Origin of the sequence: Paenibacillus sp. RC334 (assembly GCF_030034735.1) — a bacterium.
In the GTDB taxonomy this organism is placed as follows: domain Bacteria; phylum Bacillota; class Bacilli; order Paenibacillales; family Paenibacillaceae; genus Paenibacillus; species Paenibacillus terrae_A.
The window spans coordinates 1,523,478-1,544,142 of sequence record NZ_CP125370.1; the positions used below are offsets into that span (position 1 = coordinate 1,523,478).

At 40.8% G+C, this 20,665-nt stretch carries 14 protein-coding genes and 1 pseudogene; 6 read left to right on the forward strand and 9 right to left on the reverse strand.

Annotation, left to right across the window (positions count from 1 at the left end; genetic code table 11):
• Together QMK20_RS07230 and QMK20_RS07235 are read right to left on the reverse strand one after the other, a co-directional pair.
• On the reverse strand, positions 1-342 hold the full coding sequence (locus tag QMK20_RS07230) for a GIY-YIG nuclease family protein (protein WP_283655191.1): 342 nt from the start codon (positions 340-342) through the stop codon (positions 1-3).
• 33 nt (positions 343-375) lie between these two features.
• Positions 376-1,134 carry a DUF2087 domain-containing protein gene (locus QMK20_RS07235; protein WP_283655192.1) on the reverse strand — a complete coding sequence of 253 codons (759 nt, stop codon included), beginning with the start codon at positions 1,132-1,134 and terminating at the stop codon, positions 376-378.
• A 358-nt stretch (positions 1,135-1,492) separates the two neighbouring features.
• Here QMK20_RS07235 and QMK20_RS07240 point away from each other — a divergent pair, with 358 nt between their 5' ends.
• From QMK20_RS07240 to QMK20_RS07250, 3 genes are all read left to right on the forward strand, one after another.
• Positions 1,493-3,502, forward strand: a complete 2,010-nt coding sequence (locus QMK20_RS07240; protein ID WP_283655193.1) for a fibronectin type III domain-containing protein — start codon at positions 1,493-1,495, stop codon at positions 3,500-3,502.
• Between the two features lie 97 nt (positions 3,503-3,599).
• Complete coding sequence (locus QMK20_RS07245) at positions 3,600-9,428, forward strand: RHS repeat-associated core domain-containing protein (RefSeq protein WP_404580025.1); 5,829 nt, start codon at positions 3,600-3,602, stop codon at positions 9,426-9,428.
• 12 nt (positions 9,429-9,440) lie between these two features.
• Entirely contained in the window at positions 9,441-10,163 is a 723-nt protein-coding gene (locus tag QMK20_RS07250) for a hypothetical protein (RefSeq protein WP_283655195.1), read from the forward strand.
• A gap of 856 nt (positions 10,164-11,019) precedes the next feature.
• On the opposite strand, the gene QMK20_RS07255 is transcribed toward QMK20_RS07250, so the two are convergent.
• Positions 11,020-11,241 (reverse strand): helix-turn-helix domain-containing protein, encoded by a 222-nt coding sequence (locus tag QMK20_RS07255; protein ID WP_010349271.1) that lies wholly within the window; start codon positions 11,239-11,241, stop codon positions 11,020-11,022.
• A 210-nt stretch (positions 11,242-11,451) separates the two neighbouring features.
• The gene (locus QMK20_RS07260; protein ID WP_283655196.1) at positions 11,452-11,664 is read right to left on the reverse strand and encodes a helix-turn-helix domain-containing protein; all 213 of its coding nucleotides are present in this window, start codon (positions 11,662-11,664) and stop codon (positions 11,452-11,454) included.
• 284 nt (positions 11,665-11,948) lie between these two features.
• On the opposite strand from QMK20_RS07260, the gene QMK20_RS07265 reads away from it, so the two are divergent.
• Entirely contained in the window at positions 11,949-12,353 is a 405-nt protein-coding gene (locus tag QMK20_RS07265; protein ID WP_283655197.1) for a hypothetical protein, read from the forward strand.
• Positions 12,354-12,400: 47 nt separating this feature from the next.
• On the opposite strand, the gene QMK20_RS07270 is transcribed toward QMK20_RS07265, so the two are convergent.
• The 5 genes and pseudogenes from QMK20_RS07270 to licT all read right to left on the reverse strand — a co-directional run bounded on the left by QMK20_RS07270 (position 12,401) and on the right by licT (position 18,806).
• Positions 12,401-12,706, reverse strand: a complete 306-nt coding sequence (locus QMK20_RS07270; protein WP_283655198.1) for a hypothetical protein — start codon at positions 12,704-12,706, stop codon at positions 12,401-12,403.
• Positions 12,707-12,863: 157 nt separating this feature from the next.
• The gene (locus tag QMK20_RS07275; protein WP_283655199.1) at positions 12,864-14,135 is read right to left on the reverse strand and encodes an MFS transporter; all 1,272 of its coding nucleotides are present in this window, start codon (positions 14,133-14,135) and stop codon (positions 12,864-12,866) included.
• A gap of 326 nt (positions 14,136-14,461) precedes the next feature.
• Positions 14,462-15,924: pseudogene (locus QMK20_RS07280) on the reverse strand (glycoside hydrolase family 1 protein).
• A 24-nt stretch (positions 15,925-15,948) separates the two neighbouring features.
• Positions 15,949-17,859: a beta-glucoside-specific PTS transporter subunit IIABC gene (locus QMK20_RS07285; protein ID WP_283655200.1), complete on the reverse strand. Its 1,911-nt coding sequence runs from the start codon at positions 17,857-17,859 to the stop codon at positions 15,949-15,951.
• A gap of 113 nt (positions 17,860-17,972) precedes the next feature.
• Positions 17,973-18,806, reverse strand: coding sequence for a BglG family transcription antiterminator LicT (licT, locus tag QMK20_RS07290; RefSeq protein WP_283655201.1), 834 nt, complete (start codon positions 18,804-18,806; stop codon positions 17,973-17,975).
• Between the two features lie 232 nt (positions 18,807-19,038).
• Between licT and QMK20_RS07295 the strand changes: the two genes are divergently transcribed.
• Together QMK20_RS07295 and QMK20_RS07300 are read left to right on the forward strand one after the other, a co-directional pair.
• On the forward strand, positions 19,039-19,392 hold the full coding sequence (locus QMK20_RS07295) for a hypothetical protein (RefSeq protein WP_283655202.1): 354 nt from the start codon (positions 19,039-19,041) through the stop codon (positions 19,390-19,392).
• Positions 19,393-19,531: 139 nt separating this feature from the next.
• Complete coding sequence (locus tag QMK20_RS07300) at positions 19,532-20,566, forward strand: hypothetical protein (protein ID WP_283655203.1); 1,035 nt, start codon at positions 19,532-19,534, stop codon at positions 20,564-20,566.
• The last annotated feature ends 99 nt before the right edge of the window (positions 20,567-20,665 follow it).

Below are 20,665 nucleotides of genomic sequence, written 5' to 3' on the forward strand. Positions count from 1 at the left end.
TTACAAATATCCTTTTTCTCCGTAAGGCTGGAGCCGATCAAGCCAGGTCTGCTCCAGCTTGGACAGCGCATCTTTGACATCGAAGAATTCCGAATCTTTTTTCTTCAAAAGTTCCAGCACCTCAAACTCAAACGCATCTTCGCCATACTCATTCCATTCCTGTTGCAATTGTTGGTTCTGACAAGTGCCCATTTGTAACTCAAACCGACGACCGTTCAATGATTTTAAATTAGGTGTGCCAGCAACAAAAATTTTCCCGTTGTGTGTATTGCGAATGCAGTAGATTCCGGCTTCTGTCTTGATCTCCATATACTGCTGCACCAGTTCTTTTCTTCGATTCATTTTGAGTCCTCCTTATTTTACAAATATCGTGCTTCAAGATTCCTTCAACCAATATTCACTGCCATCCGGCTTGCGATCCAACAGACTATATTCAATCATATATCTTCGCACCGTGACATAATCGTCATACACTTCCTGTAAAATGGCATTAATATCCTTCTCATGATACGTCCGTCCTTCCTCAAAACGTCCCGCAATTTCACGCAGCACAATCAACTTATGCTTTTCCTGCATTTTGAAGGTTTTCAGGCGACCCTGTGTACCATCTGGAAAATACTTTGCCAGTACCTTTTGCCTTTCGTCTTCGGTAATGTTGTAGCGTTCATCCACCATCCGTGCCCGTACAGGCACTTCGACGATAGCGGGAGCGTGGCGGTCTTTTTCTTTTAGCAGCTCCATCAAGGTCAGAAATACCTTGGCCTGCCGTTCCTTTTCTTTGAGGCCAAAGCGATGATTGCGGATGGTGGATGCGCTGCCGATTCCGGTTTCCTTTTGAATATCCGCATCGCCCATGCCTTGATAAAACAACTGGAGTAATCGATTCTGATGATCCGTCAGTCCGGTCAGCTTTTTGTCCAGGCCGATCAAATAGTCAAAGACCGAACTGTACGTCCGCTCAATATGAAGACGCATATACCGCTCTGCGTCATAAAATACCCCTTGATCCTGATATATGATTCCTTGCTCGTAGTGCTGTCCGTCCAGCAGACAAATCACCTGCTCCCCTTGACGGATATATCCACGCTTCAGTTCCTCGATTCCAGCATTCCAGAATAGCTCGGAATGATCCATTTTTACAAACACCTCGATTAAATGTTGATTATTTTATAGACAATATAACATTTTGTTTATATAAAATCAATGGATGAAGTGAAGGGGTTAATTATACTGGTCATTCAAATGGAATTATGTTTAAAAAAGATATTTATTATTTTAAGTATTTTTAATGGTAATTTAAAAATATTTCTCTAATTTTCTTTATTTCGACATTATTCGCTATATACAAATTAAATGCGACATTGTTATCATATGAAATACAAATATATCCTTTTGAAGAGGGAGGAATATGAGAGGGTATAGGAAAGAATATTAATTTTAATATTCTTTTAACAACGTATTGTTACTAATTTTGAGGAGATGGATTTTAAAAATGAAATATAATTTTTCCGAATTGGGGATGAAGGAAAAGGGAAAGAAAGCTAAGTCACTCGTTTTAACTATACTTGGCTTATTTGTTTTTTTATCTCCATGGAGCACAACTGTGCTTCCTCAGGCAGTAGTGTCAGCAGCGTTTACAGGTGGAATACCCATAAATATTTATCCACGACCAGACAGGGGCGGATCAATAGGGATACCAGAAGACAGTCAAACACCGACGACAGAGCCATCATCTACACATGAAGCAGTAACCTTGTCAGACGGTTCGATTGTACATGTGCAGGCGAGTTCTCCTTATATCAATTTTATTCGCAACAATGTAGTCGTTTATTCCAAAGATCTTGGGGCTGCATTATCGGTTAAATTTTACAGTGCTTCTGCATCTTCTAATAACGCTATTACTGTCAATTACTTTTACATTAATGAGAATAATGGAGCTAAATCCTCGGGGAATTTTACATACTCAGGAATTGTTTTAACCACTCCAGCCAGCCCACGTATGAGTACCAATATGACAGGGATAACGAATCAAAATGTCCCTATCCAATTGGATGGTGTACCTGCTAATTCTAAAAGCGAGTATAAAATCGGTGTGAACGGTACGTGGACTCCATACAGTAACCCATTTCAAGTGTCTGAAAACACTACTATTTTTGCTCGTTGTACAGATAAATATGGGAATATAAGCGCTGTGAATTCATTAGTAGTCAATAACATTGATAAAGCACCGCCTGCGCCGCCATCATTCAGTCATAGCCCTGCGGGTGAAATAGCCAACAATATCAGAGTTACAATGAACTACCCTTCTGATGCAGTATCAAGGGAATATCGTATCAATCAAGGCGAATGGAAGGTGTACAATTCACCAATCGATGTCAATGAGTACGGGATGCGCATACAAGCACGGGCAAAAGATAGCGCTGGAAATGTTTCTCAGATTGCAGATTCTGTCATAAATTTGATAAACAGAGGCCCCGTAGCTATTAAAACCATTCCAGCAACCACGATTGAAATGGATGAGGGAATTTCAGTTAAAGATTTATCCGAATACTTTACAGATCCTGACCAGCAGCAGCTTCGGTATTCCGGTGCGAATTCAAATTCATCTGTTGTCACACATCAATTGGTTAAGTATTCAAAAGGGAATACCTCGATACTAAATTTGCAACCGCAAAGCTCGGGAGAATCGACGATAACGATAACTGCTACAGATCCGTTAGGCAAGTCTGTATCCCAGAGCTTCGTTGTAAAAGTTCTAGATACCAAATATGTACAACAACTGGCCAAAACTACAGCAGCGGTAGTACAAGCTGAGACTTCTAAATTACAAGTCGATGTAACAGCAGCTGTAGAACTAATAAACAAGCTGCGTGATCCAGACAAGGGCAAGCTTGTTGAAAGGGTAGTAGCCATACAGAAAAATATTGATGCAAAAGCTGCCTATACTGAGCAATTGACCACAGCTACACAAGCAGTTGTAAAAGCAGAAACTTCAAATTTACAAACTGAGATTAATATAGCCCGTGCTTTGCTTGTGCATCTCAATGATGCGGACAAGCAACAGCTTAACGATCGATTGGATCGTATACCGGCTATTGATGATTTACCTAAGGATATAACAAGCCCTTCCAAACCGAAGAAGCTGGCAGGTTCCAGACCTACACCGGACCGTATTATTTTAACGTGGGAAGCATCTACCGATGATGTTGGAGTCGTTAGCTATGATGTTTATCGTAATGGTCAGATGATAGGCAATACCAAGGAATTAACCTTTCAAGTAGACCAATTAGAACCTCAGAAAATATATATGTTCGCAGTAAAAGCCAAGGATGCGGCTGGTAACTATTCGGAATTTAGCAATAGTGTTAAAAGCGGCTTATCCAGAAAGTATAAATACATTTATGACGTTAATGGAAGGCTTGAACATATTGAACAGGATGGCCAAGTTGTTTTCCAATATCAATATGACTCCAATGGTAACCTGATACAGATTATAAAGTGAGCAATTTCTAAATAAATGATATGTAACCAAATTTAAAGTCGGGAATGGAGAGAAGAACTTGCGATTTAGAACAACAAGACGTCATATAGCAATAATCATGATTATCACATTTATTTTCGGTACAATTAGCGGACTTGTTCCTCCAAATGTATTCGGTGCGGGGAATGACAATTCGCAATACTCGGCGGATCAAATGGCTGCCAGATTTGGAGTCACGTCATCTTTTTTGTCAGAACAATTAAGAAAAGGTTATTCTTTAAACCAGATTTATACGGCGTTATATTCGGCTGAACAAGATCATATTAGCTATGAACAAGCAGCAGCTTCGTTATTTCCTATAGAAGAGAACCAATCACAAACCGTCACAAGTGACGTATACAATAAGCTATCGGATGCTCCACTAGATAACTTGATCTCTCATAATGTTACAGATGATGTTTATCCAACAGATGACCTTGCTTCTACGAACAAAGTCACTGAAGATGTATATAAGACAGATTTCCTGAAACAGAGTCTCGTGGCGAATGTACCGCAGCTTCCACCCATTAGAGAAGAAGCACCAGTATACAATAAAGCTTCTTTTAATGAAGCTCCTTATTCTGTTGGCGACGATAAAGAATCTATATCCACTTTATCAGGCAGCCTATCGCTGCAAAATACAGATTTAACACTGCCTGGACGAAACGGACTGGGCTTTTCTTTGACGCGTCAATATGATACGAATCGGGCTCAATTTTTCGACAAAGGCGCTGAAATCATTGACAACAGTGCTGCTGTGCAGAACTATTATGTCTACTTTAAGGCGATGATGATACCTGTTACCAAGTCGTACAAGGTAGCCTATCAGCAAAAAAGATGGGTACAAGAGGATACAGACGGTGATGGGAATGTTGATGTTAATACCTATAATCTCCAGCCTGAAACCAAAGTTATAGGCACATACACGACTTATGAAGCTGCTAGCCAAGCAGCGAGACAAAAAATAACCTATACTATACCCTCGGAATCAAGAGTAGAAAAGGACTCTGAAACTGGAAAGTGGGAGAAGGCCTTCCCAGACTCAATAAAGTATAGTAAAGATGGATTTACAGGAACTTTAAGCAAAGATGGACAAGCCAGAGTCATCAAGGGATCATATACGGGTCCAAGTTCTAAAAATATATTCTGGGAACAATGTAGTGTCATGAATTCGTACTATTATGATAGTGCGGGTAACGCTTCGCGATATTTTCCAGGTAGCCCGGTATGTGGGGACTCTAAAATGCATTACGACAGGGATTCATATGTAGGGGATTTATCTTTATCATCTATGCTGGTTTATCCAAGATGTCCCATGTACTCTCCTGGTAGAGTAATGTGTACCGAGTCAGGATCAGCGTTTTATTCAGGAACAGTTTTCAATCAGGGAACTGCCGATACCCGAGAATGGAGACAAGATTATAGCGGAACCGTTACGAAGCCCGGTTATACAAGCGATATTGGTTATAGCGAGTGGACAAGTAATGGCAAAGGTGGAAGGACAAGAACAGCCTTTACTATGGAAGGATCACCGCAAATTGAAACGATTGTTTCAGAGGGGCTCGAAACGGCTGTTCGCCGACAGACAATCCCGTTTGAAACCATTTCTGAGGCAGAACACTATAGAGACTTAATTAACAGTAGTCCTCCGACTGTATTTCAGGGTGACGATGGGAATAAATACTATATTGCAGCAGATGCGGATGCTACCATTTTTGCTGAAATTGTAGCCTATCAACCTTCATTTATTTTTCAAAACCGAACTTATCCTGCGCTTGAAGATCAACTGAATCCTCTTGGCAAGGGGTGGTCCTGGAATCTACCTTATGTAGAAACCAAAGAGGGCAAGCAGTACATGCACTTGGGGGATGGCGGCAGCTATGAAATTGAGGGAGATCAGCTTAAAGGTTACGACTGGAAAGGCCTGACTTTCACACCCGATACTTCAGTAACGGTTAGTGGGGAGAACTCAGCTTCTGTATTAACTTCTGTTGATGGAGCGAAAAAACAATATTTCTCCAAAGACGGTCAGTTGCTGCAAATTGAAGATGCCTATCATAATGCCATTAAGTTTAATTATGAACTCAATGCTACGTATAAACGCAAGCTGCTTAGCAAAGTAGAAGATGCAATCGGTAACTCGATTGATATTCAATATACGGCTACAGACGTCACTCTGTCTAAAGGAAACCGCACTGTTGTCTATCGTAAACATACAGAACAAGGCGTTGAATTACTGGATTCCGTGACAGATGCCGAAGGTAGAAAAACCACATATTCATATACATTAGCACCGGCCAAGTTTAATTTGAGTGCTTCGCATCCGGAAAGACAAATATCTAACCCGTACGCTTTATTAACCAAAGTATTTCATCCTACAGGAGCCTCTACTCTGTATACTTACGAGGACCAGCCAGTAAAACGCTATATTGGCTCCAACTCAGTAAACGAGGCATATAGAGCGGTTTCACGTGTAGATCAAATCACTTATCAAAACAATAAAACCGAAAACTATAATCAGGAAACCATTCATTACAATTCTGATATGGGTGAGAGCTATGTGAAAGATACTTCGTTCTCTACCATCACAGACAATGGATTAACTCGTTCAACCTTCAATTATAATAAAAAGTTTATTAGTGCAGACACGCCACCGCAGTATTACCTGGATCAGTCAGTAGTTAAAGCAGGAGATTCTGAAAAGAACACAGCGTATCAGTACGGCAAGCAGGTGACAGGCAAAGCTTATACCGTACCTGTTCCTACCCGTACCTCGTCCAGCAATAATCAAAATGGAGACGTTTTGACAACGACTGCTGAATATGATGATTACGGTAATGTGACAAGCTCAGTGGATGAGAAGGGTTCACAAACGGCGTATACGTATGACGACAAGCATCGGATTAAAACGGTTACTGAACCGATTGACTCCAAAAGCACTGGAGTTACAGAGTACACTCGAAACCCGCAAGGGAAAGTAACGCAGGTTATGGTTTCCAAGGATCATCCCGGGGGTGAATTACTACAAAAAGTAAATTATTCAGGTATAGATGCTTACGGAAATACAACCGTTCAAACTATTGCAAATGGTAACAAATCCGTGACGACAACGACGGAGTATAGCAGTGATGACGATCATGCTTTTCCAACGAAACAAAGTGTAGAGGTTACGAATATAGATGGAGAAAAATCTACAGTTACCATTCAGTCGGATTATGATAAGTTAACTGGTTTAATCACTTCCTCGCTGGATGGAAAAGGTCAAAAAACAGAGTACCAATATGATGCTATTGATCGCGTAAAGGCTGTAACCTATCCGGACGGTAAAAGTATCCGTGTAGCCTATGATGATCTTGAGAACATCGTAACGGTGACGAATGAGCTGGGGATACGAGCAAAAACACGTTACAATGCTTTAGGCTGGAATATCGAGTCAGGGCTGTATGAAGGTAACGATTATGTGATTAAGTCCAAATCAGCTTATGATCCCAACGGCAGATTAGTATCCAGTGAAGATGCGCTTGGACATCTTACGCGCTATAGTTATGACGCTTGGGGCCGTACTACATCAACAGCCTATGCGGACGGTTCAGAAGCTGTAGTAGGATATAATGATGCTCTTCGTCAAGTAACGCAACGAGACGGTGAGTTGAATGAACAAATTCAAACCTACGACAAATGGAACCGATTAGTACAAAACGAAGAAAAATCAGCAATGGATGGTAATCAAAAATTAACTTCCAAAGTGGAGTATGATGCTGTAAACGATCAGATTTTGAGTCAAACCGATGCGAATGGAAACGAGACCCAATTTTCATATAATGCCTTGGGCGATCAGACAGCTGTGACGGAGCCAAACGGCGAAACGACGAAGTACACTTACGATATGCTGGGTAATCTCACTCGGATCACGTATCCGGATGGTCAGGCCAAGGTGAAGTCGTATGATGAATTGGGTAGAGTGATTCAAACCAAAGATGAGAAGGGCCAGATAGAAAAGAGCTATTTTGATACCAACGGGAATTTATCCAAGAAAATAGACCGTAACGGGAATGTCACTTCTTTTGAATACGATAGCCGTAATCGGTTGAAGTCGCGTGTAGGTAAGGATGAAACGGTCAGCTACGTATACGATGCTACGGGCAAGCGGCTGAGCATGACAGATCGAACGGGCACAACCTCCTATGCGTATGATCCGTATACGGAGCAATTAGACACCTTGTCTTACCCGGACGGCCTAAAGCTTTCCAATCAGTATGATTCCAATGGGAATCGAACCGAAATGACTGGGCCATTTGGCGAGCAAGTAAACTACACGTATGATCAATTGAACAGATTGAAGACCGTAGGCAGCACAAAAGATAAGCCCGTTTCAGAATATGCCTACACCAAAAATGGATTGCTGGACTCAACGGTATCTGCAAATGGTTATCGCCAGCAAAACCAATATAACGGGATTCAGTTAGTTGAATTGAAGCACACCCGATCCGATTCGGAGACCAATAGCTTTCAATATAGCTACGATCCTGGTAAAAATATCACCAAACGTACTCAAAATGGTGTAGAGGATGCCTTTACGTACGATAAGCTGAATCGGATTACGACTTCGAGCGAAAATCAGGATGCATATTCGTATGATGCCAGAGGTAACCGTCTTACGATGGAAACAGAGAGAGAGCCTCATACGAAGCCGAGGGAGAATAGCTTCGACGATCAGAACCGATTGACTCAAGTCAAGATCGACGGAAAGAGCGTAGAGTACCGATACAACGGGGATGGATTACTGACAGACCGTATACAGGATGGCGTTCAAACCCGATACTACTACGATGGAAACAGTGCCCAAATCATAGCAGAAGCTACGATTGAAAATGGGAAACCTGTTTTAAAAGCCAATTATATTCGAGGTCTAAAATTAGAGGCCATAGCATATGCAGATCTAACGGAAGCCTATCCCGTCTACAATGGTCATGGAGATATTATCGAAATCAGGGATTCCTCCGGAGCCTTGCTGAATCAATATCAATATGATATTTGGGGTAATGAAGAGGTCAAGGAGGAAAAAGTCCACAATCCATTCCGTTACTCTGGTGAATTGTGGGATGATACAACGGAATTACAATACCTGCGCGCCAGATGGTATGATCCTGATAGTGGAAGATTTATCAATGAGGATACGTATGAAGGAGATATCGATAGTTCTCTGAGTTTGAATTTGTATACGTATGTGTTAAATAACCCACTTAAATATGGCGATCCAACAGGCCATCTTCCACAATTTGGAGATACAGCCTATGGTATTTATGCACATAGATCCTTACAGTTCATATTTAAATTTGTTAACTATGTAACAGGAAAACAAGTAGCGTATACAGAACAGACTATTAGATTAACTAATGGGAAGATCGGGTATGCTGATTTTATCTTGAAAACAGGAGAGAATGCTTATGAAGTTTATGAATTAAAGCCAGTATCTTGGAGTAAGGAAAAGAGTCTAGCATTGCACGCATCGGGTAGAAAACAATTGCAAAATTATATTGATGGTATTAATGTGAATGGTTTCAAAGGAAAAAGAAGCTTTGCTTATATAGGTAATAAATGGAATCCGAATGGGCTTTCTATCCCAAGTCCATATAATTCAAAAAAGGAAATCACCTACTATACTTATCCAAATGATCAGGGGATGATATATTATGGTGAGAGAAATCGTAGGGACAAAAATTTGGATGAACGAGTTCCAGTTACAAGAACGGTTTGGGATAAAATCAAAGACTTCTTTTCTGCTGATTATTACCCTGAAGGTGTTCCATTGCCTAATGGTATGCCAGGTCCGAGTGGTAGCTCGTCACATGGAGGAGGAGGAGGATTTCTCCCTGTTCCACGGATGCGTGTGCCAATTATTCTGTAAGGAGAATGTTGCATGAAAATATCCATGATTATTAAACAAACTATAGGTAAGAAATTGGCTACTTTAAATTTTGTTTATGAGCATTTAAACAATACTTGGTTTTTTACAAGAGTAGTCAATGGATTTAAGGAAACAATCCAAATCGATAAAAGTTATTGGACGGAGAATGCAATACGCATTACTTTTATGACTGAATCCGAATCAGTTAATAGTTTTTTTTTCATTGATGGATCAAAGATGGAGAAATTTCATTACTATGAGGATGAAGAGTCATTACGAGATATATTTATCACCCTAGAAAAGATTATTGATCAGTTTGCTTTAAAATGGTTTGAAGAGAATGTGCCTAAAGATACGCTTCCTCCTGCTAACTTTTTAGATAAAGGATGGTTTGAGAAGCTACAGAAATTTGTCGAGGTAAATAATCTAAACTTTAAAGATGAAAATTCATTAAAAACCATCGAAGCTTTGCTAAGTTCAGAACCGACGGAGGAAAACGTTCTGTTATCAAGCTATTTCTTAGGAGAATTTTTTATCCATACGTTAGATGGTGAGTGGTACTACGATCAAAATTATGGTCCTTCTATTAAAAATATAGGTGGAATTAGTAATTTTAATAGAGAGCCATATCAAATCTCTAACAGTTTTGCTTCTAATCCTCAAAATAATTCAATTATTAATCACTATCAGGCCATTGCTGGAACTGTAAAGAATCTTCAAGGTAATAGGAAATAATCAAATTAAATTGAGAGCAAATACATGTTCCGATTTTTTATTCGGTCCAAGATGATTCTTTAATAGTGAGTTTGCACTCCAACCACATGGATAAATTCTGTGTGGTTTTTCTTTTCTAAGGGTTTAAGAGGAGTTGGGAAACTGTATCGATTATATAAATTTATATAGGATAAAAAAGGTTTAAATGAGAAAAATATATAAATGAACTATGGATTTATGCAATCACCTTTCGACATGAAAGAATACTCAGAAATGAACAAAAATGAAGCGAAAGAACATTTTAATTGGTTTAAACAACAAGTACCTTCGCGTTTAGAGCACCTTGGCGCATTTTCACAGATACATCTGGATTTATAGTGATCGTTCGCTCATAGATATTTGAGAATGGTATCTAGGGAGTGTACAGATTCAAAGTAAAAGTGCTTCGGAATTAGAAGAGGAGCATTCAGAAACCGAAGAATGGTTGAAGAGCTATATATGAGAATAAACTCGACACAAAATCTCAAGCTTTTACACTGGATATTTCCATTTATCTAGGAGAGGTTGTAAAAAGTAATCATAGTGGGTTGGATTGGGGCATTGTTTTTAAACCAAAGTCTTATATTAGCGTTAATCGCCCTGTTATTGTTGGATTCAGGAAAAAAGATATGGATGTGATCAGGATTGTATCGAATAAAATGTACGCAATTTTAAAAGGGCAACGTAACCCTAATGCATTATTTGATATTTATCATACGTGGGAAGAGTTTATTTGAAATCGCTGATAGGAAGGGATTATGATCTTCGAACCTAATTTGAGTGGGAAGATCGTTAAAAATTTGAATATTATATAAAGAACAGAGAGCCGTTAAGCATGTTAACGGCTCTCTTCGTCGTCTTCTGGCAAGTATTCGATCAGTTCACCAGGGAGTACGCCAAGGGTTCTACAAAGTGTGTTCAAGGTTGGAAAGTCAATTCGGGCGTTTGCGTTGGAGGCCAAAGCTTTAACTGTATTCCTATTAATTCCCGTAATAGAAACAATATCTTTCTGTTCGAGTCCACGGTCCTTCATAATTTTATCAAGAGAAAATCTAATCACAACAATTCCTCCAAAAGTAATCAAGTAAACTAGTTGACATGTATAGAATAGAAGTGTATATTTGTAAATAAGTAATCTAGTTAACAAGATTATAAGTAAACTAAGTTGATCCCTTCATAGTATCAAAATGCTTTAAAATTAGCAACAGTTACTATTTTGATAATCCTAAACAAATAAATGCGTGAGGAGGGGGAAATAAACGGAAGGGATCTAGTCTGTATCATCCTCTACATACTCGATAACATCTTGAACATGGCAGTGTAGAGCCTTACAAATTTTATCTAGCGTATCAAATTTCACACCGTCTGTTTCTTCGTTGTAAAGTTTGGTGATTCCGTTTCTATGTAATCCAGTCATGCGGGAAAGCTCGGCAATATTTATTCGTTTTTCGCCCATAATACGGGAAAGATGAATCTTTATCATATTTTCCTCCAGCTAAATGCATTCTATAGTGTTAAAAAGAAACATCAAAGTATTGACAATAAACACTATTGGATGTATTCTGAAAACAACAAAAATAACACTGTAATGTGCATTAGGTTTATTGAAATGTTATTTGTGAACGTCGTAGTAATATGCTTATCGTACCAAAACGTTTTACAATTAGCAATTAATTATCGTTCAACCACCTAGTTTGAAAAACTACCTGTAGAAGAAAGTATATTGGCAAATAAGAAACTTTGAACAAAGGAATGGAGCGAGGATGTATGACAGAATCAGTAATGGGATTGGAGCGGGTCTCAATGGTGCAGGGGCCGTATGATTTCCCTCATATGTATGAGATATGCGAAGGGGTTCTTTATGACCATCAATACTTCTTTTACCTCGAAAATGGCATACTGTGTTTGCGCCATGTGAAGAAGGTGGAGCAATCATATCATACGCATCTTTACCTGGATGGAGAGAGCGGAGGTCTGCAACTGGCAGCGGGTGTACAAGGGGAGGTTATGCAAGTTGTCACGGAGATCATCGAACGCTTATGCGCCAAGGATGGACTGACATTTTTATTCGATGAACTGCTGTGGCTACATGGTAGGGGACCCATTGAATTAAACCTTTTCAATAAGAAGGATGAAGTGACCCCAAGTGGCAGACAACTTACTACAAAATAAATGACCCTTATGCTCTATATCATGGAACTTACCGAATAGAAAACAGCTTATGATTTCAGTGAATGTACCAGTTGTTGACTGATGAAAATGAGCGGATTCCGAATCCATATGGTCAATTCCAGCATCGCGGCATCGGCAGAAGGACTAAAGCCCCAATCACCTCCGAATAAAATGTTTTGCTGCTGCTCTAATATAGGTGACTGAGGTTCTTCCAAGCCATATTGTTCTTTGAGTCTCTCTTTAGTTTCATGATCTATGACAAGGTTATTCTGTGCAAAGGTACAGCTGACAGGAACGCTTAACTGTATTAAAAGAAGTAATGCTGCGGGTATTAACACTTTTTTGCTTTGCATGGTTAACTCCTATGATCTCCGTTTTTGACCTCTTAACTTTTGTATCTACCATAATGTACGTGCTTGTGGAGCATTTGAGGGGAGCTATGGTGAAGCCACCTCTGCACTGGATATGGAGACAGAAGTGGCAATTCAACTTAGGACTCTTTTAATCTGCCTATAAAGATTCCTGAAGGACGTTAGAAGAAGTGCCGTAATCAGCATAACGGGGGAGCACAATAGTGTAATATATTCCTACAATAACGGTACAGATCCCGACTAATAAAAATAAGACTTCAATTGAAATAAATGAAGGAAAGCTTACAGCAATGAAACCTAATGTAAGAGACTGGGACAGCATCATTAACGGATTAATTAAACCTTGCACACGTCCCATCATTTGAGGATCTACAATACAAGGCAGCCATCCTCCTATGCCAATATTGATGAACGGAAGTACCAGTGCAATGGCGAAGTTGATAATCAAAAATACATAGAGGTGATTAACAAATCCAAGTGTGCATATACCAATTCCGGCTACCAGAACTCCCGCTGCAATCATTTGGTGTAACTTTAGCTTGGTGGAGATAAGAGAAGCGATTAAGGTGCCAAGCAACACACCTGACCCAAAAATAATACCTGCCCATACCATATACTGCTCATAGTTGCCTGGAGCTAGCTTATATTTAAGAATAAACATCGGTAAAACGCTAAATCCACCATTTAAAATACCGAACATAAAAAAGCCTGAAACCAACCAAATCAATAGTCTGTTGCGTAATATGTAAAGAAACCCTTGTTTAAAGTCATGCATGACCAGTTTAAATTTTAATTGCTTAAATTGATGTGCCCCGTTTGGAAGGAGTACTTCCTTTTGAATTTTGCAGGAACGGATAAGCAGTGCAGACACAATAAAAGAAACAGCATCAATTAGGATGGCTCCAGTAATTCCAAAATGCCAGTAAACGACGGCCCCCAGAGTTCCTCCAAACAACATGAAAAGACTCCCCATCATTTGATTGAGGCCTGCGGCAATGGTGTAATCATCTTTGTTTAAGATTCCCTGTATAATGGCACTTTCGGCTGGGAAAAAAAATTTGGAAGCAGCACTACGGATGAAGAGGCAGACAAATATCAAAGGAATCGAATCAACCCAAACAAAAATAAGCAAACATAAGGATAAAAAAGCGCTGATCCAATCACAATTAACAGCAATTTTTTGTCGGTCCATCCGATCTGCAAGTACTCCAACTACGAGAAATACTGCCAGCATCGGGAGCGAATACATTAACTCGGCAAGCGTTGCATAGTATGGCTGATTCGTAAACCGTTTCAACAAATAAAACATGAATGCAGTAACCCCAATAATTCCTCCCATTTGTGAGGCGAACGTTGCCAGAAAAAGCCTGACATAATTCTTGTTTCTGAGTACTTGTTTTAATCCAGTCACAGTTCCATCCCTTTCGCTTTCAAAGCGGTTTTTAGATGCCTAATTAAAATAATAGTGAAAAGTAGGAATTTTGTACAGAAAAGTGACTTTAATGTCATATTAAAATTTGAGTTTGCATCGTATCGGACCATCTGTCTTTTAAATTCTGCTATTAACGATAAACATAGTAGGGTGGACTGGGGAGTTGTTTTTAAACTCGTTTGGCGTAGTATGAGGTGCAACATAAACTAAATAACCAGCCGTCGGTTGATATCCGACGACTGGCTGGTTAACTTGCCAGGTGTTTGATTCCTGACTCACAAATGGGGGGCAGTCTCTAATCTAAATTAACCCAAATCCTCGCCATTCGTAGCAATCACTTTTTTATACCAGTCGAAGCTTTTCTTTTTTTGCGGTTAAGGGTTCCGTGGCCTTCGTCGTCCTGATCCACATAAATAAATCCGTAGCGTTTGGACATTTCTGAAGTGGATGCACTGATGATATCAATTGCTCCCCAACTGGTATAGCCAATCACTTCAACGCCATCCAGAATAGCTTCTTTTAGTTGTTCAATATGCTGTCTAAAATAGTCAATCCGGTAATCATCTATAATGGAGCCGTCTTCTTCGACAGTATCCTTGGCTCCCAGCCCGTTTTCTACCACAAACAAAGGCAATTGATAGCGATCATACAATTCTTTCAAAACCGTTCTCAAGCCAATCGGGTCCAACTGCCAGCCCCATTCCGTCACCTTCAGATTTGGATTTTTGACGGTACTGTACAGGTTACCTCCAGTAACTCCATACTTCTCCGGCTTTGTAGTGGAGACGAGGGATGTATAATAGCTGAAGGAAATAAAGTCGACAGTATTTTCTTTCAAAATCTGATCGTCTTCTGCTTCTTTTACGATATGAATTTGATGATCCTCAAAATAACGCTTGATGATTGGCGGGTAGCTACCGCGTACCTGGACATCGGTGTGAAGCAGGTTCATCTGGTTGTCGATCTGAGCTTGCTGTACATCTTCCGGGCTGCTTGTAGCAGGATAATGGATCATTCTGGCCAACATACAGCCGATTTGGAAGGCCGGATTGATTTCACGTGCTCTTTTGGTTACCAGGCTGCTGGCAACAAACTGATGATGTAATGCTTGATAGGACGCTTGCAACAGGTTTTCTTCCTTGTCCCCGACAATTCCGCCGCCTGTGAACGGTTCAATAAGGGTTGTATTGATTTCATTGAACGTCAGCCAGTATTTTACTTTATCCTGATATCGGTTCATAACGGTCTCGGCATACTTCACAAAGAACGAAATGACCTTTCTGTTTTTCCATCCGCCATAATTCAATACCAGCGTCATCGGCATTTCATAATGCGATAGAGTAACCAGAGGTTCAATATCGTATTTACGTAGCTCTTCAAAAACATTGTCATAAAATTGTAGGCCAGCCTCATTTGGCTCCTGATCGTCTCCATTAGGGAAAATGCGGCTCCAGTTAATGGAAAGACGGAATGTTTTGAAGCCCATCTCAGCAAATAACGCAATATCTTCTCTAAAATGATGATAAAAATCAATTCCATAACGCTTCGGATAACCCTCGGCTGTTTTTGTTTCCATGGCCTCTGCAATCGTTTCACTGGATACGTGCATGAGGGCACTAAGATTGGCATAATCTTTTTTCTTATAATAAGGAACCATATCTGCGGTAGACAAGCCTTTGCCGTCTGCGTCAAATGCGCCCTCAGCTTGATTGGCGGCGATAGCGCCTCCCCATAGAAAGTTCTCGGGAAATACTTGTGCTTTACTCATAAGTGTGTGCTCCTTTATCGTTTTTTAGATTTCTACCTTCAGTACGGGTTCCTTCATGATGATATCCCCCAGCTTGATTGGAAAAACAGATTGATAATCGCTTGTATTGGTGACAACCATGGCTGTTGTGATATCATATTCTTTTGCGATATGCTCCAGATCAAACGTGAGCAGCTTATCGCCTGCTTGAACTACATCACCAGCCTGAACATGAGCCTCAAAAAACTGCCCGCGAAGCTTAACAGTATTGATTCCCACATGGATGAGCAGCTCTGCACCGTCGTTGCTGCGAATAACCATGGCGTGCTTCGTTTTGAACACATTCAGCACGGTGCCGCTTACAGGTGAGGACAATTCGCCAATGGCAGGAACAAAGGCCACGCCTTTACCCATCAATTCGTCACCAAATGTCGGATCATTCACTTCCTTTAGTAGAATCGACCGACCTGTCATGGGAGCATAAATTGTCTCATTCGAAGCGGGAATATTTACATCTTCCTGTACCTCATTAGAGGAATCCGTTGAGCTGTCACGGTTTGCTGGAGAGACGGCCGTTTCGCTCGTGGTTTGCAAAGCTTCGTCGCTCAGTTCTTCGTTAATCCCCATCAGTATAGCTGCGATTGTGGCTACAACGAATGCGATTACCATACCGCCAAATGCATACCAGAACGTCGGTCCAATCAGTGCAGGTAGCCCCGGAATCCCACCGTTGCCCGCCAGTACATAGGCATTCGCACCAAAGGCAAGGGAGAAGCCGCCACCTGCGGCACTACCGATCATACCCGCTACAAAAGGCCGTTTATATCTCATATTAACTCCATACATAGCAGGCTCGGTGACACCCATAAGTGCTGTCAGACTTGTAGAAAATGCTACAGATTTCAGCTTCTTATTCTTTGCACGGAAGAATACTCCCATGGTTGCTCCTGCCTGCCCCATATTGGAGATGTAGGTCAGCGGCAGAAACTTGTCAAAACCCAGTTTCGCCAAATTACTGATCATGACTGGAACGAGCGCATAGTGCATGCCTGTCATCACGATCAACGCCATAGCTCCGCCCAAAATAATACCTGCGAACAAGCCGCCTTCGGAAATCAGCCAATTAATACCGCCTGACAATCCATTACCGATCAGAGTACCCAGCGGTCCAATAGCGATCAATGTAACCGGAACGACAATGAGCATCGTAATCAATGGGACAAGTAATAGCTTAAAAGAAGAAGGAATGATACGGTCTACGCCTTTTTCGATATAAGACATCAGCCAAATGGCCAGAAGTATAGGGATAACGGAGGACGCATAGGTAACGGCAGTAACCGGAATACCGATAAAAGAAACAGCTTGACCACTCGATAATAACGTTCCCATGTCCGGGTACATGAGTGCTGCACTGACGGCAACGGCGACATAAGGGTTACAACCGAATTTTCGGGCGGCACTCACAGCAATCAATAGCGGCAGAAAATAAAAGACTCCGTCTCCGATCGCTGAGATAATTCGATACGTATCAGTGCCCGCTGTAAGCCAGCCCACGGATACGAGCAAAGCAATCAAACCTTTGAGCAAACCCGCACCCGCAATGGCAGGCAAAATAGGAGCAAATACACCTGCAATGAACTCAAATAATCTGGAGATAGCATTTTGTTTCTTTTTTTCAGAAGGTTTTTTTTCGCTGGAGTCACTCTTTAAAACAGGATATAGCTGCGTCATGGCATTGAATACGCTGGCCACTTCGTTGCCGATAATGACCTGAAATTGATCACCAGATACATTTGTGCCCATAACCTTGTCCAGCTTCTTTAATTCATCCAGATTTACCTTGTCGTTATCCTTGAGATCAAAGCGCAAGCGTGTAACGCAATGATATACAGAATTAATATTGTCTGTTCCACCAACGGAGGCCACAATTTTTTGGGCTGTTTCCTGTTGATCCATCTTGAATCCCCCCATTTTTAGGTAAAAAAATACCCGAATGAGCAGACCCACGTATCGTGAGCCTTTTTCATTCAGGTTTTGCCTGATTTAACAGTTACAAGCCTTGAAAATATTTATTTTCTTTTGATGAGACGCTCCAAATGCAGTGTCAGATACAACTGCTCAGAATGCGTCATGGTATACTCGTAATTTTTTTGAATAAATCTTTCGATTTTACCAATGCATTTAAAAGTGTCTGCATAATTTTTCTTCACGACTTCATACAAATATTCTTCTGCATCATCATGGCTCGAATGCGTAATAACGCGTTGGCAGAAATATTTGAGGTGTGTAATAAAACGGAAGTAATTCACGCTGTCCTCATCAAATTCCACATTAAAATGATATTTAATAATGTTCATGATCTCCTGAAGCAACTGCATCATATGAGTGACATCATTCATCGAATCATTAATTTCAGCATTCACGAAATGAAGGGCAATATTACAAATCTCTTCCTTAGGGAATTCAATACCCAGACGTTCGCGCAAAAGCGTCAACGATTCTTTGGCAGCGTCATATTCAGCCTTATAAAAATGCTGAATTTCCCATGATAGTGGGTTGCGTACGATCATGTCATGCTCCATACGCTGTATGGCAAAATGAATATGATCGGATAGGGATACATAGATACCGTCACTTATTTTTTTGTTCAACTGTGTGCGCGCCAGACTAACAATGTCATCGGTGACTTGTAAAATATCAATCGGAACTTCCATGACGATCGCTTTAAACTTCTCATAAATATTTGCATCCTGAAGACGGAAAATTTTCTCAATCCGATTTTCATCAATCGGGTCACCCGCACGGAAGTTAAAGCCGATACCCCGGCCGAGGATAAGCAGCTCCTGATTTTTATCGTCCACCGTACTGACAATATTATTGTTGAAGATTTGTTTAATTATCACATTGAACCACCCATTTTGAGGAATAAAAAAGAGCAAAACTACAACAGAAATAAACATCATCATTTCTGTTGTGGTTTTGCCCGCATTACCGGTAACAAGCCTCACGGATAAGTTATCATGATCTGAAAACGTTGTCAACTTTTTTTGAGATTAGAAGTGAACCACCAGTAGAATCTTTTGCTATACTAAAAAAAAAAATTTTACAGAATCATGTTACATAAAGGAGATTACGATGATACCATCCGTTGGAGATATTTATTGTGTGTACTCGGACAAATTGCAGCAATATGTAGCCTGTCAGATCACCATGCTTAGAGAGACTGATTCTAAAAGAAACCCACAGCTTGCCGCTGTACTTGAACTGGATTGGACAGGAGATCGTCTACCAGATGAGGCAGAACTACATACGATGAAACCTCTCGTTTGCGATTTTCACTTCTGGAACAATCGCTTAGATCATAGTTTTGTCGGAGCCAATGTCCCGCCTAACTATACTTTGGTTGGCAATATTCCACCCTTAGTTCAGGAGGAAACGAACAGTTACAGTGGCGGGTGGCATGTGAGGAAGCCTGCATCGTCAGCGTAATTGGGAAAAGATTGATCCGGGTAAACGGGAACAATTTAAAGCTGCTGCAAACGATGACACCTTTATTGAGATCGGGGGTCAGAGCATACGCCGGGATACCAGTAAAATTAACGTTACGATCCTGCAAGTGATAGACGATATGTCTGAATTGGACAAGCTTCCTTGCCTGATGACGATACACACCGATAACGCAGATCAAGCACTGATTCATTATGTAAAAAGCAATCCATTTATCAATGAACTTCAGCTCATATCATGTAGCTCAAGCCAACTGGATCTCAGAAATAGTCATGTGAGTCGGCTTATTTTGAATGCAGAAGGTATCGAAGAACTTTATCTGAACGAGGATCTGGAACAACTCATGTTAAGCGGCACCCTTTCACCCGGCCTGACGATTCATGCTCATGAGGATGGACGATGGATGGGTGTTCAATATTCTGCCGATGTTCCGACATTTCACGGACTTGATCGTTTAAATGCGCTTTCTTTGACCAATGTTAAAGAAATCAATATGCAGCAAATTGTCGTTCGTTTTCCTCATCTGTATGAATTACGGATCTGGGGCAAGCCGGGAATCATCTCTAATCTGCATAGCTTAGAGCGACTCAAGGAGCTGCGCCAATTCACTACATACGACCTGTTCGGATTCAAGGGTGAAGAATTTCCTGCTCCAGACCGATTGCCGCATTTGTCCATGTTGTGGATGACCAGCTTACCAGCAGACGCAGGCAAGTTGATTAAGGCTGCTTACAAAAAAGAAGTCCCACGTGGACTAGACCTCTCCATTACCAAAGCGCGTAAACCGGAATGGCTGACTGAAAATCTGGACAATCCGTTTCGGGATTGGGATGGACGCGAGCAGATCACAGCAGCCAATGCCAAAAAATCCGCCCAACTATATAAAAAAATGCTGGCAACTGTACGAACACTGGATGAACAAATGGGCATAAATACAGTGAATGCAACATTGAAATCGCTGGTGACGGAATACACAGAAGCTTTTAACGAAATGGATCGACGTACCGGGTTTATCGAAACGGTAGAACGCGAAGAAATTTATATGGTGCTGGCAGGTCTATTGGATCAAGTGGAGCAGCAGCTTGGTGAGCAAAGGAAGGCTTTCGTTGACAGAGATCCGTTGTTTGAGATTTTTGATCAACTACGTGATTTTTAGAAAAATGGATGTGAAGCAGATACGACAACTACTCCGATTCTAATTCAAATGGCGGCGGGTGGAGTGTACAGTCGTCTGCATACTGCCCAATTTGGTTCC

Bases quoted from the DNA above. Each gene is read 5' to 3' on its own strand.
- QMK20_RS07230 (WP_283655191.1), bottom strand. From the start codon at position 342: ATGAATCGAAGAAAAGAACTGGTGCAGCAGTATATGGAGATCAAGACA.
- QMK20_RS07235 (WP_283655192.1), bottom strand. From the start codon at position 1,134: ATGGATCATTCCGAGCTATTCTGGAATGCTGGAATCGAGGAACTGAAG.
- QMK20_RS07240 (WP_283655193.1), top strand. From the start codon at position 1,493: ATGAAATATAATTTTTCCGAATTGGGGATGAAGGAAAAGGGAAAGAAA.
- QMK20_RS07245 (WP_404580025.1), top strand. From the start codon at position 3,600: ATGATTATCACATTTATTTTCGGTACAATTAGCGGACTTGTTCCTCCA.
- QMK20_RS07250 (WP_283655195.1), top strand. From the start codon at position 9,441: ATGAAAATATCCATGATTATTAAACAAACTATAGGTAAGAAATTGGCT.
- QMK20_RS07260 (WP_283655196.1), bottom strand. From the start codon at position 11,664: ATGATAAAGATTCATCTTTCCCGTATTATGGGCGAAAAACGAATAAAT.
- QMK20_RS07265 (WP_283655197.1), top strand. From the start codon at position 11,949: ATGACAGAATCAGTAATGGGATTGGAGCGGGTCTCAATGGTGCAGGGG.
- QMK20_RS07270 (WP_283655198.1), bottom strand. From the start codon at position 12,706: ATGCAAAGCAAAAAAGTGTTAATACCCGCAGCATTACTTCTTTTAATA.
- QMK20_RS07285 (WP_283655200.1), bottom strand. From the start codon at position 17,859: ATGGATCAACAGGAAACAGCCCAAAAAATTGTGGCCTCCGTTGGTGGA.
- QMK20_RS07295 (WP_283655202.1), top strand. From the start codon at position 19,039: ATGATACCATCCGTTGGAGATATTTATTGTGTGTACTCGGACAAATTG.
- QMK20_RS07300 (WP_283655203.1), top strand. From the start codon at position 19,532: ATGTCTGAATTGGACAAGCTTCCTTGCCTGATGACGATACACACCGAT.